The organism is Corynebacterium auris (assembly GCF_030408575.1).
In the GTDB taxonomy this organism is placed as follows: Bacteria; Actinomycetota; Actinomycetes; order Mycobacteriales; family Mycobacteriaceae; genus Corynebacterium; species Corynebacterium auris.
The window spans coordinates 1,196,935-1,212,806 of record NZ_CP047047.1; the positions used below are offsets into that span (position 1 = coordinate 1,196,935).

At 68.3% G+C, this 15,872-nt stretch carries 16 protein-coding genes; 4 read left to right on the forward strand and 12 right to left on the reverse strand.

Annotated features, from left to right (window positions below):
• The first annotated feature begins 4 nt into the window (after positions 1-4).
• Positions 5-1,315 carry a hypothetical protein gene (locus tag CAURIS_RS05745; protein WP_290343247.1) on the forward strand — a complete coding sequence of 437 codons (1,311 nt, stop codon included), beginning with the start codon at positions 5-7 and terminating at the stop codon, positions 1,313-1,315.
• Positions 1,316-1,328: 13 nt separating this feature from the next.
• On the forward strand, positions 1,329-1,985 hold the full coding sequence (locus CAURIS_RS05750; RefSeq protein WP_290343248.1) for a hypothetical protein: 657 nt from the start codon (positions 1,329-1,331) through the stop codon (positions 1,983-1,985).
• On the opposite strand, the gene pdxT is transcribed toward CAURIS_RS05750, so the two are convergent.
• Both pdxT and pdxS read right to left on the reverse strand, forming a co-directional pair.
• Positions 1,982-2,563 carry a pyridoxal 5'-phosphate synthase glutaminase subunit PdxT gene (pdxT, locus tag CAURIS_RS05755; RefSeq protein WP_494337250.1) on the reverse strand — a complete coding sequence of 194 codons (582 nt, stop codon included), beginning with the start codon at positions 2,561-2,563 and terminating at the stop codon, positions 1,982-1,984. The genes CAURIS_RS05750 and pdxT overlap by 4 nt on opposite strands.
• The gene (gene pdxS / locus CAURIS_RS05760) at positions 2,557-3,447 is read right to left on the reverse strand and encodes a pyridoxal 5'-phosphate synthase lyase subunit PdxS (protein ID WP_290343249.1); all 891 of its coding nucleotides are present in this window, start codon (positions 3,445-3,447) and stop codon (positions 2,557-2,559) included. Before pdxS ends, pdxT begins: the two co-directional genes overlap by 7 nt.
• A 69-nt stretch (positions 3,448-3,516) precedes the next feature.
• On the opposite strand from pdxS, the gene pdxR reads away from it, so the two are divergent.
• Positions 3,517-4,845, forward strand: coding sequence for a MocR-like pyridoxine biosynthesis transcription factor PdxR (gene pdxR, locus CAURIS_RS05765; protein WP_290343250.1), 1,329 nt, complete (start codon positions 3,517-3,519; stop codon positions 4,843-4,845).
• Positions 4,846-4,854: 9 nt separating this feature from the next.
• On the opposite strand, the gene arc is transcribed toward pdxR, so the two are convergent.
• The 3 genes from arc to CAURIS_RS05780 are packed head-to-tail and all read right to left on the reverse strand — an operon-like array spanning position 4,855 to position 8,443.
• Entirely contained in the window at positions 4,855-6,372 is a 1,518-nt protein-coding gene (gene arc / locus CAURIS_RS05770; protein ID WP_290343251.1) for a proteasome ATPase, read from the reverse strand.
• A 9-nt stretch (positions 6,373-6,381) separates the two neighbouring features.
• On the reverse strand, positions 6,382-7,215 hold the full coding sequence (locus CAURIS_RS05775; RefSeq protein WP_290343252.1) for a tRNA (adenine-N1)-methyltransferase: 834 nt from the start codon (positions 7,213-7,215) through the stop codon (positions 6,382-6,384).
• Between the two features lie 34 nt (positions 7,216-7,249).
• Positions 7,250-8,443 (reverse strand): M18 family aminopeptidase, encoded by a 1,194-nt coding sequence (locus CAURIS_RS05780; protein WP_290343253.1) that lies wholly within the window; start codon positions 8,441-8,443, stop codon positions 7,250-7,252.
• Between the two features lie 25 nt (positions 8,444-8,468).
• On the opposite strand from CAURIS_RS05780, the gene CAURIS_RS05785 reads away from it, so the two are divergent.
• Positions 8,469-9,278, forward strand: a complete 810-nt coding sequence (locus CAURIS_RS05785) for a RecB family exonuclease (protein ID WP_290343254.1) — start codon at positions 8,469-8,471, stop codon at positions 9,276-9,278.
• On the opposite strand, the gene CAURIS_RS05790 is transcribed toward CAURIS_RS05785, so the two are convergent.
• From CAURIS_RS05790 to mshC, 7 genes are read right to left on the reverse strand one after another with little or no spacing between them, the layout of a single operon-like run.
• Positions 9,275-10,930 carry a formate--tetrahydrofolate ligase gene (locus CAURIS_RS05790; protein WP_290343255.1) on the reverse strand — a complete coding sequence of 552 codons (1,656 nt, stop codon included), beginning with the start codon at positions 10,928-10,930 and terminating at the stop codon, positions 9,275-9,277. The two genes, CAURIS_RS05785 and CAURIS_RS05790, sit on opposite strands and share 4 nt — an antisense overlap.
• A 28-nt stretch (positions 10,931-10,958) precedes the next feature.
• Complete coding sequence (aspA, locus tag CAURIS_RS05795) at positions 10,959-12,383, reverse strand: aspartate ammonia-lyase (protein WP_290343256.1); 1,425 nt, start codon at positions 12,381-12,383, stop codon at positions 10,959-10,961.
• A gap of 54 nt (positions 12,384-12,437) precedes the next feature.
• Complete coding sequence (gene hisG / locus CAURIS_RS05800; protein ID WP_290343257.1) at positions 12,438-13,286, reverse strand: ATP phosphoribosyltransferase; 849 nt, start codon at positions 13,284-13,286, stop codon at positions 12,438-12,440.
• A gap of 11 nt (positions 13,287-13,297) precedes the next feature.
• Positions 13,298-13,561: a phosphoribosyl-ATP diphosphatase gene (locus CAURIS_RS05805; protein WP_290343258.1), complete on the reverse strand. Its 264-nt coding sequence runs from the start codon at positions 13,559-13,561 to the stop codon at positions 13,298-13,300.
• Between the two features lie 6 nt (positions 13,562-13,567).
• Complete coding sequence (locus CAURIS_RS05810; protein WP_290343259.1) at positions 13,568-14,218, reverse strand: HAD family hydrolase; 651 nt, start codon at positions 14,216-14,218, stop codon at positions 13,568-13,570.
• A gap of 28 nt (positions 14,219-14,246) precedes the next feature.
• Entirely contained in the window at positions 14,247-14,627 is a 381-nt protein-coding gene (locus CAURIS_RS05815; protein WP_290343260.1) for a hypothetical protein, read from the reverse strand.
• Positions 14,624-15,865, reverse strand: a complete 1,242-nt coding sequence (gene mshC, locus CAURIS_RS05820; RefSeq protein ID WP_290343261.1) for a cysteine--1-D-myo-inosityl 2-amino-2-deoxy-alpha-D-glucopyranoside ligase — start codon at positions 15,863-15,865, stop codon at positions 14,624-14,626. Before mshC ends, CAURIS_RS05815 begins: the two co-directional genes overlap by 4 nt.
• Positions 15,866-15,872: the final 7 nt, after the last annotated feature.

Below are 15,872 nucleotides of genomic sequence, written 5' to 3' on the forward strand. Positions count from 1 at the left end.
GCCCATGATCGCCCGCAAATTCGGCTCCCCCGCCCTGCCGGTGCTGGGGATTATCCTGCTTGTTGCCAGCGTCGGAATATCACTCTTGTTTGCCGCCAGGGAGCTTCAATTCGTTTACGTGAGAACGCCAGATGTCGGCTACGGCCTGCGATTGGCCACCAGTTATCTGTCCTTCGGCGTCGGTATTGTCACAGCGTTCAACGTCGCCGCGTTGAGCGCCCCGCGGGTGTACTCAGCGACTTCGCTGGGCCGGTACCCGCTCGCCCGCCAGGTGGCGCTGCTTAGTCTCACGCCTGCCGCCGTGGCCGCGGCAGGCGTGCTGATCGGCTTTCTTCCCGTCGTGGCCCTTGCCGCCGCCCGTGGCCGGGCGATGTCTGGCGGTGTGTTGCTCAACCTCCTCGCCTGCCTCGCCTTTCTGGCGATCATCGCCGCGCTTACTGCCCTTATCGGGCTCTCCTTGCGCCGACTGCACCCCGTCATCTCCGCCCTCGTTGCTCTCCTGGTGACGTATTTCGTTGTGGCGTTTGCGGCGAACAGTTCGGCGACCTGGGCTGTCGCTGCCATCTCTCTCGACGCCATCAATCGGACGGACGTGGTGGAGCCCCGCAACTCCTCCGTAGCAGTGCTGGTGAGCGGGGTCGTCGCGCTCGTCGGTGTGGTCCTGGTGGCCGTGGTCGCCAGGGTGCGAAGGGGCGAGGGGCTGGTGGGCGCGGCGGCGGTGCTCGCGATCGCTGGGGTGGCCGTCGGCGGGCAGGCGCTCGCCGGCCCCGTGGTAGTGCTGGACCGCGACGCGTGCGCTACCACCCCCGGCGGCACGGAGGTCTGCGTCGACGCCTCCGACGCACCCGGCTTGCAGCGAATGGTGGGCGATGTGGCGGCCGTGGAGGAGTTTCTCCCCGCCGAAAACCAGCCCCCCGCCCTGGCGGATGTCTCTTCGTACCGGATTAAGACCGCGCACCCGGGTTACCGATATTTCCTAGTCAGGGGGTCGGAGCGGCGTCTGGATATCGGGGAGTTTCTACTTGCCGAGCTTGGGTTGAGTTCGTGCACCGATCCGACGGCGGAAGGTGCGTTCGTCATTGACAGGGTGGGCGTGTACATCGTCAATAAGACGGGCGCCTATTCCAAAAATGTCGAGGAAAACGGGGCGTTTTACCAGGCCTACTCGGACGCCGGCTCGGCTCTCGCCGCCCCGGTGGATGAGCTGTCGATGCTTCCCGAGGGCGTTGCCGACCGACTCATCCACAACAACTGGGACGCCATCACGTCCTGCCAGGGAAACATCGACATGGTTCGCGCGCCGGCGGCGCGGTAGGCGGGGACACGTCATGCCGATTCGCAGTGTGCTGCGGTCCATGCCGTGGGTCACGCTCCTGGTGCTCCTCGGCACCTGCATGCTCGGGGTGCGAGCCCTGCGCGTGATCAGCTTCCACGTTGGCCGCGACCCTTTCGATCCCTTCGTGGTGACGGCGCCGGAGATCGCCTCGCTGATTTTCGCCGTGTGCGCGGCGGCGTTGGCCGCGCCCACGATGCCGGAGGTTGACCTGCGGCGGCCACGCAGCCAGTGGCTGGCCGTAGCCCGCCACGCGGGCGCCGCTCTTTGCGTCGTCGCCGTGGCCAGCTTCGCTGATCACCAGGTCAAGGCCGGGTTTGTCGTGCTAGCCGAGACAACTCAGGGCGGAGTTCCGGAAAGCGAGCTCATCATCAACAACAGCCTGCTCCTCTTCGCCATCGCGGGCCTCGCCATTACAGCCCTCGGGAAACTGCGGGGAGTTGTGGTGTCCCTGGCTGTGTGGCTGGCGGCGAACTCGGCCTTGCTGTTCTTCTCCGGGTTTACTCCGTGGCCTTTCGCGGTGCTCGCCGAAGCCGGGCCCTGGTTCTCCTGGCCGCACGTGGCCGCGACCCTGCTCGTGCTCGCGGCGGATGCCGCCGTCCAGCACCGCACCGCCGGCGCCAGCGGGCGGGCGCTGCGCGCCGACCGCTAGCCACGGGCCGAGACTGCCTCCAGGAACCTCTCGTGGATGGTGGTGTCGCCGGTCAGCTCCGGGTGGAAGCTGACCGCGATCGCCGTGTCCGTCTCCACTCCGACGATCGCCTCGCCGCGCCGGGCTATCACCCGCGCCGCCCCGCGGGCGTCCAGCACCTCCGGCGCCCGAATGAACGCGGCGCTCACCTCGCCGTAGGACGTCGCGAGCTTCTCGACGTCACTAGCGATCTGTCGGCCGAAGGAATTGCGTCGCACCGTCATATCGATGACCCCGAGGCTTCCCTGCCCCGGCGCGGGATCAACGATCTCGCTGGCAAGCGTGATGAGCCCGGCGCACGTGCCGAGCACCGGCAGCCCCCGGGCAAGCGCCTCGCGCAACGGATCGAACAGGCCGAAGATGCGCAGCAGCCGGTCGATGGTAGAGGACTCTCCGCCGGGGATGACAACGCCGCCGATACCCGCCAGGTCCTTCGGCGCGCGGACCGCGGTGACGGCGGCGCCCAGGGAGGCGAGCATGTCCACGTGCTCGCGCACCCCGCCCTGCAGCGCGAGGACGCCGACGGCGGGGGCTACCACCCGCGTTCCGCCAGGCGGTGCGGGGCGGGCAGGTCGGCGACGTTGATGCCTACCATCGCCTCGCCAAGGCCGCGGGAGGCCTCGGTAACCACTTCGATGTCCTCCCACGCGGCGGTGGCCTTGACAATCGCGGCGGCGCGCGCGGCCGGGTCGCCCGACTTGAAGATGCCCGAGCCGACAAAGACGCCGTCCGCGCCGAGCTGCATCATCAGGGCGGCGTCCGCCGGGGTGGCCACGCCGCCGGCGGTGAACAGCACCACCGGCAGCTCGCCGTGCTCGGCGACGTAGCGCACCAGCTCGTAGGGCGCCTGCAGCTCCTTGGCGGCGACGTAGAGCTCGTCGCGGTTGGAGTTCCACAGCCCCTGGAGGCGGGCGATCTCCGCGGTGATGGTACGGATGTGCTTCGTGGCCTCGGAGACGTCGCCCGTTCCGGCCTCGCCCTTGGAGCGGATCATCGCCGCGCCTTCGTTGATCCGGCGCAACGCCTCGCCGAGGTTCGTCGCACCGCAGACGAAGGGGACGCGGAAGTCGCGCTTGTCGATGTGGTTGACGTAGTCCGCCGGGCTGAGCACCTCGGACTCGTCAATGTAGTCCACCCCGAGGTGCTCGAGGATGCGCGCCTCGACGCTGTGGCCGATGCGCGCCTTGGCCATGACGGGGATGTCGACGGCCTCGATGATGCCCTCGATGAGGTCCGGGTCAGACATGCGGGCCACGCCGCCCTGGGCGCGGATGTCGGCGGGCACTCGCTCCAGCGCCATGACCGCGACTGCGCCGGCGTCCTCGGCGATGCGCGCCTGCTCGGGGGTGACCACGTCCATGATGACTCCGCCCTTGAGCATCTGGGCGAGGCCGGACTTGACGGTGAAAGTGTTTTCAGACATGTCCACCATCCTGCCCGCCAAACTGGTAGATTGCTAGGGCCAGTAACAAATGATTATTTTGGACCAGTTGTGTTGACCGTCGACCGCTCCCTGCCCACCTCCCTGCCCGTCCAAATCGCCGCGGGCATGCGCGACCTCGTCGCCTCCGGCCGCCTCGCCGCGGGAGATCGCGTGCCCTCCACGCGCGAGCTGGCGGAGCGCCTTCACGTCTCCCGCGGCAGCGTGGTCGCCGCCTACGACCAGCTCACGGCCGAGGGCATCCTTCTCGCCACCCAGGGCGCGCCCACCGTGGTGCACCCCGAACTGCCCCGCTTGGCCGCGCCCCATCCCCGCCCCGCGCCTCCGACGCGGCGGTCCCGGCCCCGCGCCATCTCGCTCGCTCCAACCTCCGGACACGCCGGAACGATCCGTCCGGCAGCGTGGCGCCGGGCCTGGCGCGAGGCCGCCGCGGCTGCAGACCAGCCGGTGGACAAGGCGGGCCAGCCCTACCTGCGCGCCGCCGTGGCCGAACACCTGCGCCTTGCCCGCGGCCTTCCCACCCAGCCGGGAAACGTCCTGGTCACCGGCGGGGCGCGCGAGGGCCTGCTGCTCATCCTCATGTCGCTCGGGAAAGCGCTGCGCGTCGGTGTGGAGGATCCCGGCCACCCGGGGCTGCGCAGGATCATCCCGCTCGCCGGCCACACCCCCGTGACGTGTGTGACGGATGGCCAGGGGGTGGTCGTCGACAAGCTGCCCTCCAACCTTGATGCCGTGCTGGTCACCCCCTCCCACCTCTACCCGCTCGGCGCTTTCATGCCCGCCCCGCGGCGCATCGCGCTGTTGGAGTGGGCCGCGCGCGCAGGTGTCGTGGTCATCGAGGACGACTTCAACAGCGAGCTGCGCTACCGCCTTAGCCCGCAGCCGCCGCTCGCGGCGCTGGCGCGCGAGGCCACCGTGGTCACGCTCGGGACGTTCTCCACCCTGCTCAGCCGCCAGCTCAACGCGGGCTACGTGGTTGCGGATACCACCACCGCCGACACCTTGCGCCGCACCAGGGAGGTGATGGGCATGCCCGTGTCCACCGTGACGCAGCACGCCATCGCCCACCTCCTCAACGCCGGCGACGTGCGGCGCACCACGAAGAAGGTGCACGCGCGCCTGGTGGAGCGCCGCGAAATCCTCAACAGCACGGTCTTCCCCGCCCTGCGCGCGGCGGGCGCGCGCCTGAAGTACAGCGAGGACTCGCTCGGCGTCGACGCGATCGTGGACTTCGCTGACGCTGCAAAGGCCGCCGCCTTCGACGCACGCCTGGCCCGCGGCGGCCTCACGTGCGGCCGCACCGGGGCCGGGCTGATCCTCAGCTTCGGGCACTTGAGCGACGAGGACTTCGCCCACGCGGTCAGCGTCCTCGCACCCTGAAAGCGCGCGCTACCCCAGAACCTCCACCGACACGACGCGCCGGCCGTGGTGGCCGGTGATGCGCGCCCATTCGTCGGGGCTGGCCGTGTTGGGCAGGTCCTCGCTCTCGTCCTGCTCGGTGCGCACCGCCGCCCGCAGGTGATCGGCGCGCACTCCGCTTGTCGACGCCCCCGCGATGTGGTCCTTGATCGCGAGCTTCTTGGCGCGGTCGACGATATTGGCGATCATGGCGCCGGAGACGAAGTCGCGGTAGTGCAGGGTCTCCTCGGTCCCGTCAACGAGCTCGAGCCGGAGGTACGGACGAGGTGCGAACAGGGCGGCCGTGGCGGCCGCGATCAGCTCCGCTACCTCGCCCTCGTGCGGGATGTCCTCGGTGAGGTAGCGGGCGAAGATATCGCGCGCCTCCTCGCGGGTGGGGCGCGAGACGCGGATCTTGATGTCGAGGCGCCCGGGGCGCAGGATCGCGGGGTCGATGAGCTCCTCGCGGTTGGTGGCGCCGATGACGATGACGTTGGCGATGTCCTCCACCCCGTCGATCTCGGTGAGGAACTGCGGCACGACGGTGGTTTCCATGTCGGAGGACACGCCCGAGCCGCGGGTGCGGAAGATGGACTCCATCTCGTCGAAGAAAATGATCACCGGCTGGCCGGTAGCGGCCAGCTCGCGGGCGCGCTCGAAGATGAGGCGGATGCGCCGCTCGGTCTCGCCGACGAACTTGTTCAGCAGCTCCGGGCCCTTGACGTTGATGAAGTGGGCGGTGCCGCCGTCGCCGATGCGGGCGGACAGGGAGTTAGCCACCGCTTTGGCGATGAGCGTCTTCCCGCAGCCGGGCGGGCCGTAGAGCAAAACGCCCTTCGGCGGGGTGAGGTCGTACGCGCGGTAGAGCTCGGGGTAGGAAAAGGGCAGCTCGACCGAGTCCCTGATGGTCTCGATCTGCGTGGCCAGGCCGCCGATGTCGTCGTAGGTGACGTCGGGCACCTCCTCGAGGGAGAGCTGGTTCACCTCGGTCTTGTCCACCTTCTCGTAGGCGTAGCCCACGCGGGTGTCGCACAGGACGGTGTCGCCGGCGCGGATGCTGCCGATCAGCGGCTGCGCGAGCGAGAGGACGGACTCGCCGCCCTGCTGGTCGGCGACGACGGCTCGGGCCTCACCGAGGCGCTCGACCACTGTCGCGAGCTGCCCGGTGTGCTCGAAGCCGCAGGCCTCGACCACGATCGTGCCGTCCCCGAGGCGCACCAGCATGCCCGGGGCAAGCGCCTGCGGCGACAGTAGCGGCGAGACCTTGACGCGCATGCGCCGACCCGAGGTGAACACCTCGGCCTCCATGCCCTTGGGGGAGGCGCCCAGAAAGATGCCGTACGTGCTGGCGGGCTCCTCCAGCGCCTCGAGCTGTGCGTAGAGGTCGGTGAGCTTGTCGCGGCTGGCCTTGAGAAGCTCCGCGAGCTTCTTGTTGCGCGAGCTCATCGCCTGGTTCTCGCGCTTGAGTTCGCGCAGCTGGGGGCCGAAAGCGTCATCCTCGATAGCCATATGTCCACCCTAGCGGCGCGCTTTGCGCTGCGGGCGCGGCGGCGTCACGCCGTCGGCAAGGCGGCGCGTCCAGACGAGGAACGCGGTGTGGGCGTTCATCCGGTGCTCCGGGCGGGTGGCCAGGCCCTCGACCTTCCACTCGCGCAGCAGGGTCTCCCAGGCGCGCGGCTCCGTGAAACACTTCGCCTCCCGGATACTCTCCATGATGTTCATCAGCTGCGGCACCGTGGCCACGTAGGTCATGAACACCCCGCCCGGGATGAGCAGCTGCCTAACCGTGTCGATGAAGTGCCACGGCTCGACCATATCCAGAATGAGCCGGTCCACGGGCCCACCGAGGTCCTCGGGCGTGACGTCGCCGATATCCCCGAGGCGCGGGGCCCACCACGCGGGCTCCTCACCGAAGTATTCCCGGACGTTGCTGCGTGCGTACTCCATGTGGTCTGCCCGGACCTCGTAGGAAAACACCTTTCCCTCCGGGCCGACGGCGCGCAGCAGCGACATCGACAGCGCCCCCGAGCCCGCGCCGGCCTCGAGGACGCGCGCGCCCATGAAGATATCCCCCTCGACGAGGATCTGCGCGGCGTCCTTCGGGTAGATCACCGCCGCTCCGCGGGGCATGGACAGCACGTGGTCCACCAGCAGGTGGCGGAAGCACAGGTAGTCCGCGCCCAGGGTGGAGGTGGCCACCGAGCCCTCCTCGGAGCCGATGATCTCGTCGTGGTAGACGATGCCCTTGTGCGAGTGGAACTGCCCGCCGGGGGTGAGCTCAATGGTGAAGTGGCGGCGTTTGGCGTCGGTGAGTTGCACCTTCTCGCCTGCCTGGAAAGGGCGGGAATACACTTCCGGTTCCTCCTCGGGTCGTGGGGGTGACGCGTTAACGGTAGTCGGCCCGGTAGAAGGACTCCAAGGCGTCCGTAAACCACTCCATGTCGCGCAGACCGCACAGCTCGCGCGCGGAGTGCATCGACAAAAGCGGCACGCCCACGTCGACGGTGGGGATGCCCAGCCGGGTCGCCGCAATCGGCCCGATCGTCGAGCCGCAGGGCACGTCGTTGTTGCCCACGAACGTTTGCACCGGCACGCCGGCCGCGGCGCTGGCGCGCTTCCACTCCGCCTGCGTCACAGCGTCGGAGGCGTAGCGCTGGTTCGCGTTCACCTTCAACACCGGGCCCGCGTTGAGCAGCGGCCGGTGCGTCGGGTCGTGCTTGCCCTGGTAGTTCGGGTGCACCGAGTGCGCCGCGTCCGCCGAGACGAGCAGCGAGTTCGCGAACACCTCGGCGGGTTCGCCGAGCCCAGCCGCGATCTTCGCCAGCACTCGTTCGAGCAGAGGCCCGCCGGCGCCCGCCGGGCTCGCCGAGCCGACCTCCTCGTGGTTGAACGCCGCCAGGACGAGCACGTCGCGCGCCGCGTCCTTCGCCCGAAGCAGCGCGCTTAGCGACGCCCACACGCTGCTCAGGTTATCCAACCGCCCCGCCGCCAGCATGTCCCCGAGAGCCGCGGCGGGCTGCATATCCGCCGACACGAGCTCGTGCGCGAGGATCTCCCCCGGCTCCACGCCCGCCGCCCGGGCAAGAACCCGGCTGAAGGGCTCGCTGCCGCCCACGATCGGCGCGGTGTGCGCCTGGCGCTCCAGCGCCGGGGCGTCGCCGCGGTAGAGGTGGATGGCCAGGCTGGGCACCCGGGCAACGGGGCCGGTGCTCACCAGTTTTTCGGCGCCGTCGCGCAACACCACGCGCCCGGCGAAGGCGATGTCCCGGTCGAACCACGTCTGCAGGATTGGCCCGCCGTAGACTTCCACAGCCACCTGGTGGAAGCCCTCTCGCACCACGTCCGGGTCGGGTTTGACGAACAAGCCGGGCGAGTCCGTGTGCGAGCCCACGATCCGCATCCGCGGCCGCGGGGTGTCCGGCACCCACCAGGCGACGACGGCGCCCCCACTGACCAGGACGTGGCCGCCGGGGCTGGTGGCGGTGTCGCGGCTGAATGAGGCGTCGATAAGCGTGCGTGCCACCGTGTCCGCGGCGTGGAACGGGCTGGGGCTGGCGGCGATGAAGTCGGGGAAATCCATGCTCCCACTCTAAGATGGATGCATCATGAAACCACTTGCACTCTCCCCTTCGCGCGCCTCCGACTACAAGCAATGCCCTCTCCTCTACCGCCTGAGGGCCATCGACCGGCTGCCGGAGGAGAAAACGGAGGCGCAGGTCAAAGGCACGCTCGTGCACGCGGTGTTGGAGGAGATGCACGGCTGGCCGCGCGCCGAGCGCACGTACCCGGCCGCCGTAAAACGGATCCGGCCGCAGTGGGAGAAGATGGTTGCCGAGGACGCCTCGTGCGCCGAGCCCATCGCCGACACGCACCAGCTGTTCGTCGACGCGCGAGCGCTGATCCGCGGCTACTTCGAGATGGAAAACCCGCTCGGCTTCGACTCCCGCGAACAGGAGATGTACGTAGACACCGTCCTGCCGAACGGTGTACCCGTGCGCGGGTTCATCGACCGCGTCGACGTCGCCCCGACGGGCGAGGTGCGGGTTGTCGACTACAAGACGGGAAAGAAACCGCTGCCTCGCTACTCCGCCGACGCGCAGTTCCAGATGCGCTTCTACGCGCTCGTCTACTGGCGGCTGTTCGGGGAGATCCCCACGCAGCTGCGGTTGATGTACCTCAAGGTCGTCGATTCGCTCTTCCTCTCCCCCTCGCGCGAGGAGCTGGAGTACTTCGAGCGCGACCTCGGTGACCTGTGGGCCAAAATCGAGGCGGACGGCCGGGAGGGAACGTACCGGCCCCAGAAATCCAAGCTCTGCGGGTGGTGTTCCTTCCAGGCCGTCTGCCCCGCCTTCGGCGGCACGCCGCCGGACTACCCGGGGTGGCCGGGCTCGGCGGCGGACGGGAAAGGCGCCTAGAACAGGCCCGAGACGACGCCGTTTTCGTCGACGTCGATGTTGTTGGCGGCCGGCTTCGACGGCAGGCCCGGCATGGTCATGACCTCGCCGGTCAGCGCCACGACGAAGCCCGCGCCGGTGAGCGGGATGAGCTTGCGCACGTGGAGCGTGTGGCCCTCCGGTGCGCCCAGGAGGGAAGGCTCCTCGGAGAAGGAGTACTGCGTCTTGGACATGCACACGGGCAGGGTGTCAAAGCCGTTGTCCTTGAGGGTACCCAAGTCCCGCAGCGCGTTGACGGAGTACTCGACCTTGCCCGCGCGGTAGATCTCGCGCGCGATGGTCGCGATCGCGTTCTCGACGCCGTCGGCGGGGTCGTAGAGCTGCCGGGAGGTGCCCTCGCTGAGGTTGTCCAACAGGGTCTCGGCGAGCTCGCCCGCACCGTCGCCGCCCTTGCCCCACACGTCGCACTCCGCCAGCGCCACGCCGCGGCGCTCGGCCCACTCACGGACGGCGTTGCGCTCCGCCTCCGTGTCCGAGGTGAACAGGTTCACCGCAACGACCGGGGTGACGCCGAACTTAGCCACGTTTTCCACGTGGCGCTCGAGGTTGACGATGCCCTCCGTGACCGCGTTGACGTTCTCTTCGGTCAGGTCCTCCTTTGCCACGCCCGCGTTGTACTTCATGGAACGGATGGTGGCAACGACCACGGCGCCCGCCACGTCGAGGTCGCCGTAGCGCGCCTTGATGTCGAAGAACTTCTCCGCGCCCAGATCGGAGCCGAACCCGGCCTCGGTGAGGACGATGTCGGAGAGGTTCTGCGCGGTGCGGGTGGCCAGCAGCGTGTTGCAGCCGTGCGCGATGTTGGCGAAGGGCCCGCCGTGGACCAGGGCGGGCGTGCCGCCGAGGGTCTGCACCAGGTTCGGGTTGATGGCCTCCTTGAGCAGCGTCGCCAGGGCGCCCTCGGCGCCGAGCTGGCCCGCGGTCACCGGGCGCTTGTCGAAGGTCAGGCCGACAGTGATGTTGGCCAGGCGTTCCTTCAGGTCCGCCAGGTCGGAGGCCAGGCCGAGGATGGCCATGATCTCGGAGGCGGCGGTGATGGTGAAGCCGGTCTGTGTGGGCACGCCGTCGCCCGGGCCGCCGAGCCCGGTGACCACCCGGCGCAGGGAGCGGTCGTTGACGTCGAGGCAGCGCTGCCAAGTGATGCGGCGCGGGTCAATGCCCAGCTCGTTGCCCTTCTGGATGTGGTTGTCGATCAGCGCCGCGAGCGTGTTCGTGGCGGAGGTGACGGCGTGGAAGTCCCCGGTGAAGTGCAGGTTGATGTTTTCCATCGGCACCACCTGGGAGTAGCCGCCGCCGGCGGCGCCGCCCTTGATGCCCATGACCGGGCCGAGGGAGGGCTCTCGGAGCGCAACCATGGCGTTGCGGCCCATCTTCGCCAGCGCATCGGCCAGGCCGATGAGCACGGTGGATTTGCCCTCGCCGGCCGGGGTCGGGGATACCCCGGTGACCAGGACGACCTTGCCGGGGTTGGACTCCGCCACGCGCTTCGCATTGACCTTGGCCATGTAGTGGCCGTACGGGATGAGCGCGTCGGCGGGGACCCCCGCCCGCTCGGCGATGTCAGTGATGGGTTCGAGTGTGTGGGCTTGGGCGATGTCGACGTCTGTAGTCATACCCCCAGGCTACAGACGCGCGGGCCGACTAGTCCTCGTTCAAGTAGAGCTTGCCCCGGAACTCGGGGTGCATGAGGTTTTCCATGCTGAACACCCGATCGAGGTCTTCCTCGCTCATCAGGTCGCGCTCGAGAACGAGTTCGCGCACGCTACGGCCGGTTTCCGCCGCCTCTTTGCCGATCAGGTCGCCGTTGTGGTGGCCGATGTACGGGTTGAGGTAGGTGACAATTCCAATGGAATTGGTCACATACTCCTTGCACACCTCTTTATTGGCGGTAATCCCGTCCACGCACTTCTCGCGCAGGGTGCGCGCGGCGTTGCGCAGAAGGTTGATCGAGCCGAAAATCGACTCGGCGATGACGGGCTCCATGACGTTGAGCTGCAGCTGGCCGGACTCGGAGGCCATGGTGACGGTGATGTCGTTGCCGAAGACCTTGAAGCAGACCTGGTTGACCACCTCGGGGATCACCGGGTTGACCTTCGCGGGCATGATCGACGAGCCCGCCTGCCGCTCCGGCAGGTTAATCTCGTTCAGGCCCGCGCGCGGGCCGGAGGACAAAAGCCGCAGGTCGTTGCAGATCTTGGAGAGCTTCATCGCGGCGCGCTTGATCGCCGAGTGCATCATGACGTAGCTGCCGGTGTCCGAGGTCGCCTCGATGAGGTCCGGCGAGGCCTGGATGTTCAGGCCGGTGACCTCCCGCAGGGCGGCGACAACCTGGTCGCGGTAGCCGGAAGGCGTGTTGATCCCGGTACCGATCGCAGTCGCCCCGAGATTGACCTCCAAGAGCGCTTCCGCCGCGCTCTGGATGGTGCGCTGCTCCTCCAGTAGGTTCGCGCCGAAGGCGGTGAACTCCTGGCCGAGGGTCATCGGCACCGCGTCCTGCAGCTGCGTGCGGCCCATCTTGATGACGTCCTGGAACTCGTCGCCTTTCGCGCGGAACGCCTTCTGGAGCTCGTCGAGCTCCTCCAGCAGGCCCTGGACGGCGTAGTAGACCCCGAGGCGGAAACCGGTCGGGTACGCGTCGTTGGTGGACTGGGACATGTTGACGTCGTCGTTCGGGTTGACGGCGTCGTAGTCGCCTTTCTCGCGGCCGAGGTGTTTGAGCGCGAGGTTCGCCACCACCTCGTTCGTGTTCATGTTCACCGAGGTGCCCGCGCCGCCCTGGAAGGCGTCGATCGGGAACTGGTCGAGGCAGCGCCCTTCCTCGAGGATCTGGTCGCAGGCCCACATGATCGCATCTGCCTTCTTCTTGGGCAGGGTGTGAAGGCGACGGTTCGCCATCGCGGCCGCCTTCTTCACCTGCACCATCCCCCGAATGAATTCGGGCAGGTCGTTGATCGTGGAGCTGGAAATGCGGAAGTTGTCCATGGCCCGCAGCGTGTGTACGCCGTAGTACACGTCGCCGGGCACCTCCATGGAGCCGAGCAGATCTTCTTCAGTACGAGTTTGCATGAAGGCCATCATACGCAATGCGCGCCCGCGCTCCCTGTCACGGAAAAAACCAGGTCACAGCCGCGCAATGCGCAGTTCTGTGGCCAGGATTCCCTCCGCTCCGACGTTGGCGAGCTCGTCCATCACCTTGTTCGCCTCCGGTCGCGGCACCATCGCGCGCACGGCCACCCAGCCCTCGCGCGAGAGCGGGGAGACCGTGGGGCCCGTAATACCCGGCGTGATCGCCGCCGAGGAGTCGAGGGCCTCGCGGGAGATGTTGTAGTCGATCATCAGGTAGTTCTGGGCGTTCAGGATGCCGGTGATGCGCTTGAGCAGGACGTCGTGACGCGCGTCGAGCTCGAAGCCCTTCCGCTTGACGACGACCGCCTCGCTGCTCGTAATAGGATCGCCGAACGGGGCGAGTCCCTGCTGGCGCAGGGTCTGACCGGTAGACACGACATCCGCGATGGCGTCCGCGACGCCGAGCTTGATGGAGATCTCCACGGCGCCGTCGAGGCGGATCACCTCGGCCGGGCGAATGCCACGGGCCGCGAGGTAGTCCTCGACGAGGTGCGGGTAGGAGGTGGCGATGCGCCTGCCGGCGAGGTCCTCGACAGCCCAGCGCTCGTCCTGCGGGGCGGCGAAGCGGAAGGTGGAGCGCCCGAAGCCGAGCTGGAGCACCTCCTCGACCTTCGCGCGCGAGTCGAGGGCGAGGTCGCGGCCGGTGATGCCGAGGTCGAGGTGGCCCTGCGCGACGTAGATGGCGATGTCCTTGGGCCGCAGGTAGAAAAACTCGACGCCGTTGTCCTCGTCGGCGACGTTGAGGGCCTTGTGCAGGCCGCGGCCCTTATACCCGGCCTCGGCGAGGACCTCCATCGCCTTGTCGGACAGGGATCCCTTGTTGGGCACGGCAATCTTGATCATGGCTGCTCTTTTTAGAGGTAGCGGTAGATGTCGTCCGGGGTGAGCCCGCGCTTCAGCATCATCACCTGCGTCCAGTAGATAAGCTGGCTCATCTCCTCGGCGAGCTCCGCGTCCGACTGGTACTCGGAGGCGATCCACACCTCGCCGGCTTCCTCGATGATCTTCTTCCCGATGAAATGCTCCCCCTTCTCCAGCGCCTCGACGGTTCCGGAGCCCGCGGGGCGCTCCTCGGCCTTGCGGGAGAGTTCGGCAAAGAGATCATCGAAGGTTTTCACGCTGGTCTACTCTATCCCATCGGCCCGCGCGGCCGCGCCGAACCACCTGTCCACGTCGGCCGCGCCCGCGCCGAGGAAGCACTCGGGCGCGAAGGGCGTAACCCCCTCCGGCACCTCCGTGGCCAAGCCGAGCACTGTGCAGCCCGCTGCCGCGGCGGCGCTCATCCCGGCCCACGAGTCCTCAAACACAAGGCAGTCGGCGGGGCGCTCCCCGACGCGGCGGGCGGCCTCCAGGTACATGTCGGGGGCGGGCTTGGGGCGGGCGACCTCGTCGGCCGTGATGGAGTCGACGAAGAAGTGGGCGCCGACGGCGGTGATGCAGGCGTCGGCAAGCTGGCGCTCGGTGTTCGTGGTCACGAGCATCCGCATGCCGGCCTCGGCGAGGGAGCTCAAAAGCCCCCGGACCCCGGGGTTCGGCTCGAGGCCGGTGCTGAACAGCTGCGCCATCCGGCCGTAGATCCAAGAGTGGTAGCGCTCGTAATCGCCCTCGCGCAGGGTGTAGCCCGCGTGGTCCGCGCACACGCGCAAGGTGTTGGCGAAGCTGCCGCCCACGGTCTTTTCCCGCACCTGCGGCGTGAGCGGGCGGCCGAGCATCTCCGCGAGCTCGTAGGTAGCAATGCCCCACAGCGGTTCGGTGTCGACGAGCGTGCCATCCATGTCCCAAAAGATGGCGCGCGGGGTAGCGCTATTCACACTCAGGCAGATCGTTGAGGGCCTCGTCGTCCGCGCCCGTCGCGGCTGCGGCGCGGAACACCAGGGATTCCAGGTCGGACTTCTCCTCCGGTTCGAGCACCGCGTCGCCGTGCTGGGCGTTGAACTCGTTGACGTTGTTGTAGAACGCAGCCACGACCTTGGACAGGGCCTCGCCGTCCGGGTCGTCGCCGAGCAGCTCGAGGGCGTCGAGGAAAGACTCGATGATCTGCTTCAGTGCGGGCAGAACTTCGGGGTCGAAGGGCTGTTCCCACAGCTCCTTGTCTTCCTCCCGCAGGTAGGAGCCGGAGGCGAAGGTGGTCAGGTCGGCGATGAACTCGTCGACGTCGGGTTGAAACTGCTCGCGGATGCTCATGCGTTCATTGTGCGCGAAGTCGGGTCCAGCTGCACGCCGAGCAGGCCGCTGACCGTCCGGGCGACGATACCCTCGTGGTCGCCCTCCAGCCCGTCGAGCACCTCGAGGGCGCGGGGAGTGTCGAGGTCATCGGCGAGCGCGGCCCGCAGCTTCGCGACGACCCGAAGCGCCTCCCCCTCGTCGACCTGGCGCCCGGCCGCCTCGCGCCAGCGGGAAAGGCGCTCGCGTGCGTCGTCGACAAGCGCGGGCGAAAACTCGCGGTCAGCGCGGTAGTGCTGGGAGAAGAGCGCGACGCGGATCGCGGAGGGCTCGACGCCGTCCTCGGTGAGCGAGTGCACGAATACAAGGTTGCCCAGCGACTTCGACATCTTGGTCCCGTCGAGGCCGATCATGCCCGAGTGGACGTAGTGGCCCGCCATTCTCTTCACGTCGTAGGCTGCCTCGGCGTGCGCTGCGGAGAACTCGTGGTGCGGGAAGGCGAGGTCGGAGCCGCCGCCCTGGATGGCGAAGCTGCGGCCGAGCCGGTTCGTGGCAATCGCGGAGCACTCGACGTGCCAGCCCGGCCGGCCCGGGCCGAAGGGGGCCTCCCACGCCGGCTCGCCCTCGCGGTGGCCGCGCCACACCAGCGCGTCCAGCGGGTCGCGCTTGCCCTCGCGCTCGGGGTCCCCGCCGCGCTCGGCGAAGAACTCCTCCATCTGGGCCCGATCCAGGTTCGACTCGTAGCCGAACTGCTCGGTCGCCTCGATGGAGGCGTAAACGTCGCCCTTATTGATCTGGTAGGCGGCGCCTCGTTCGAGGAGGATCGAGACCATCTCCACGACCTCGTCGACAGCTTCCATCGCGCCGATGTAGTCGCGCGGCGGGATGACGGAGAGGACCTCCATGTCGCTGCGGAACAGGTCGATCTGGGAGGTCCCCAGCTCGCGCCAGTCCACACCGTCGCGCTCGGCGCGCTCGAACAGCGGGTCGTCCACGTCGGTGATGTTCTGCACGTAGTGGACTCGGTGCCCGTTGGCCAGCAGCTGGCGGTACACCAGGTCGAAGGTGAGATAGGTCGCCGCGTGGCCGAGGTGCGTCGAGTCGTAGGGAGTGATCCCGCAGACGTACATCCCCACCTCCCCGTTCGCGTCGGGGGTGACGTCGACGGCTTTGACGCGGCCGTCGGCGGTGTCGTAGAGGCTAAGTTCGACAGGTTCGCCCGGCACCTCGGCAACGGGCGGGATGGGCCAAGAACGCATGCCCCTA